We start from the raw sequence: 2,416 nt of genomic DNA on the forward strand, positions 1-2,416 counted from the left end.
CCAACGCAACATGGCGGCAGATCACTATGTTAATCAACGCGTGAAGGCTGACACGATGCCAGACGCGCACCCTGTCCCAGCTTAAGGCGACGCCCTCGCCGAGCAGGCGTGTCCATTCCGCCACGACCGGCCCATCAATCGGAATGATGCGATCAGAGAATGATTTCTCGAGCGCTTCGATACCATCAAGAATCCTGCGTGCGCGTTCTGGCTCCCGCTTCATCAGGGCCTCGGCTCCCCGACGTTTTTCGAACAGCGTGGCCACACTCAGTCGGAGGTCCGTGTCATCAACCGTCGCGATCCACCGATGCACATTTTCGTGCCCACCGTGCTTCAATTCACGGAGGACATTTTCATCCAATAGATAGAGCGTCACGGAATGGGCCTTGGTTCGACGTCGCCCAAGTCACCGTCGTCATCGAACGCACCAACGTCGGCCAAAGCGGCCAAAGTGGTTTTCAGGCTCTTCGTTGGGTACGGACGCCCCCGCTTCGGATAAGCCTTGGCATACTCGACTGCCGCATCGATCTGGTCGCTCGTCAGGGAAGGAAAATCCGTGAGAATCGCATCAACACCCTGGTCGCGCGCCAAAGCAGCGATCAGATGCGCCGCGACCGTCGTACCGCGGATAACCGCCTCGCCTCGATCGCCCTTGCTATCAATCTGGTCTCTGACCGCCTCAAGTCTCGCCATTCGGTCTTTAAGATCGGTGTCAATTTGCGCGAGATCCAGTTCCAACCGTCCGAGTTGGAACTTGTGAGCATCATTCGGCAATTTTCGCAGGGCACCGTAGAGCCGGCGCCGTCCGGCTGGCGTCAGATCCTTGTCGAGTTCATCGGCAAGCCGCAAAAAGCGCAGTTCAGCCGGACCAAGCAGCCTTTGGATGATGTTCCCCACCTTCCTCTGCCTTGCTTGAATAACCCCTGTATCAACTGCCTTGTTGAGCATTGCCGGGGACCGGCCCAGGACATACCCTGCCTCACTCAGCGTGAAACTCTGGATTTGGGTCATGCTCCACTCCATCATCAATCCGTCCCAATATAGGGATGGATTAATGATGGCGCAAGGCCATGAGGAAAATCGCTTGCGAGGGTCGAGATCCGTTGCTCTTGAAGGCATGCGAACCGCCGACCCTGTCGTTCAAGCAGCATATATTTGTGCAAATTTTTATAAGCGGTACAGTAACTTGCGCTCCAGGATTGCCGATCTGGAGCCTAGAACGGACTGATAGGTTTGCTTGTTCAAGACTGACTAATCGCCATGGTTTGCAGGCCTGTTTGAATGACTACTTCTAACCTAACTGAGCACCTAACAGTGAGAAAATTCAAAAAAAAGGCAGCGGCTATCTGGCCTGACGGCTGGCATGGGTGGCGGCAGCATCCACGAGTCATATCGAAGTTTCCGCAGTAAGAGCGGAGTTTCGCGAATGATTCGCTTGCAGCGTCATATTGATTTTTCCGCATTAATAGCGGATAAGGAGATATGATGCAAACTGGACGATCAACACTATCTTCCTATGCTTTTCGTCTACTAGCTACGGGCCGGGGAGTTTTCTCTGCAGATGAGGCCCAGCAGGAGATCGGCATCAGCCGGGGAGCATTCCTTGACGCCGCCGAGCGCTTGCAGCGGCGCGGCCAGCTTATCCGGCCCCGTCGCGGTTTCTATGTGGTTGTGCCGCCTCAGCACGCCGTCATGGGAGCGCCGCCTCCGGAATGGTATATCGACGCCCTGATGCGCCACGAAAGACGACCCTACTATGTGGGATTGCTGACGGCCGCAGCCGCCCATGGCGCCTCCCACCAGGCCACCATGGAATTTCAGGTCGTCACGAACAAACTCCTGCCCGATATTGAGGCTGGGCGAACGCGGATCGTGTTTTCATACCGCAAGGATATGGGAGCGGTATCGGCAGGAATCGAAGACCGAAAGACGCCTTCGGGATATATGAAGTTATCCTCGCCGGAACTGACAGCGCTCGATCTGGTACGCTATCCGCATTCCGGGGCTGGTCTGGACAATATTGCTACGGTGCTTTCCGAACTTGCCGAGCGATTGCAACCCAAAAAGCTTGCCTCCCTGTCGCGTGCTTTCGAGAAAGCGGTCGCACAACGCCTCGGATATCTGCTTGGAAGGCTGGGGCACTCGCAGATAGCGGAAACGATGTTTGCAGCGCTATCTGCTCGTGGGCCGTTGCCATGGGTCGAACTCGATCCTAGGCAGGCCGGAGATCCAGATCTGTCGCCGCCGCCATCCGAACGCGATGAACACTGGCATGTGATCGTTCGCCGGCCGCCGGAGATCGACGAATGATACCGCAGGACTACATCACGGCCTGGAACGGCGTAGTGCCATGGACAAGTCAACGGCAGGTCGAGCAGGATCTCATCATCAGCCGCGCGATTGTCGCCATCTTCTC

At 56.4% G+C, this 2,416-nt stretch carries 3 protein-coding genes; 1 reads left to right on the plus strand and 2 read right to left on the minus strand.

The window, feature by feature from the left end:
• Together FHT28_RS35780 and FHT28_RS35785 are read right to left on the minus strand one after the other, a co-directional pair.
• Window positions 1-376: type II toxin-antitoxin system VapC family toxin (locus FHT28_RS35780; protein ID WP_168598916.1), on the minus strand; the 376-nt coding region annotated here is incomplete at its 3' end.
• Window positions 373-1,011 carry a DUF433 domain-containing protein gene (locus tag FHT28_RS35785; protein ID WP_246705061.1) on the minus strand — a complete coding sequence of 213 codons (639 nt, stop codon included), beginning with the start codon at window positions 1,009-1,011 and terminating at the stop codon, window positions 373-375. The genes FHT28_RS35780 and FHT28_RS35785, both read right to left, overlap by 4 nt.
• Before the next feature lie 471 nt (window positions 1,012-1,482).
• Between FHT28_RS35785 and FHT28_RS35790 the strand changes: the two genes are divergently transcribed.
• Window positions 1,483-2,310, plus strand: a complete 828-nt coding sequence (locus FHT28_RS35790) for a type IV toxin-antitoxin system AbiEi family antitoxin (protein ID WP_168598918.1) — start codon at window positions 1,483-1,485, stop codon at window positions 2,308-2,310.
• Window positions 2,311-2,416 lie beyond the last annotated feature (106 nt).

This window comes from Rhizobium sp. SG570 (assembly GCF_012275345.1).
GTDB lineage: Bacteria > Pseudomonadota > Alphaproteobacteria > Rhizobiales > Rhizobiaceae > Rhizobium > Rhizobium lusitanum.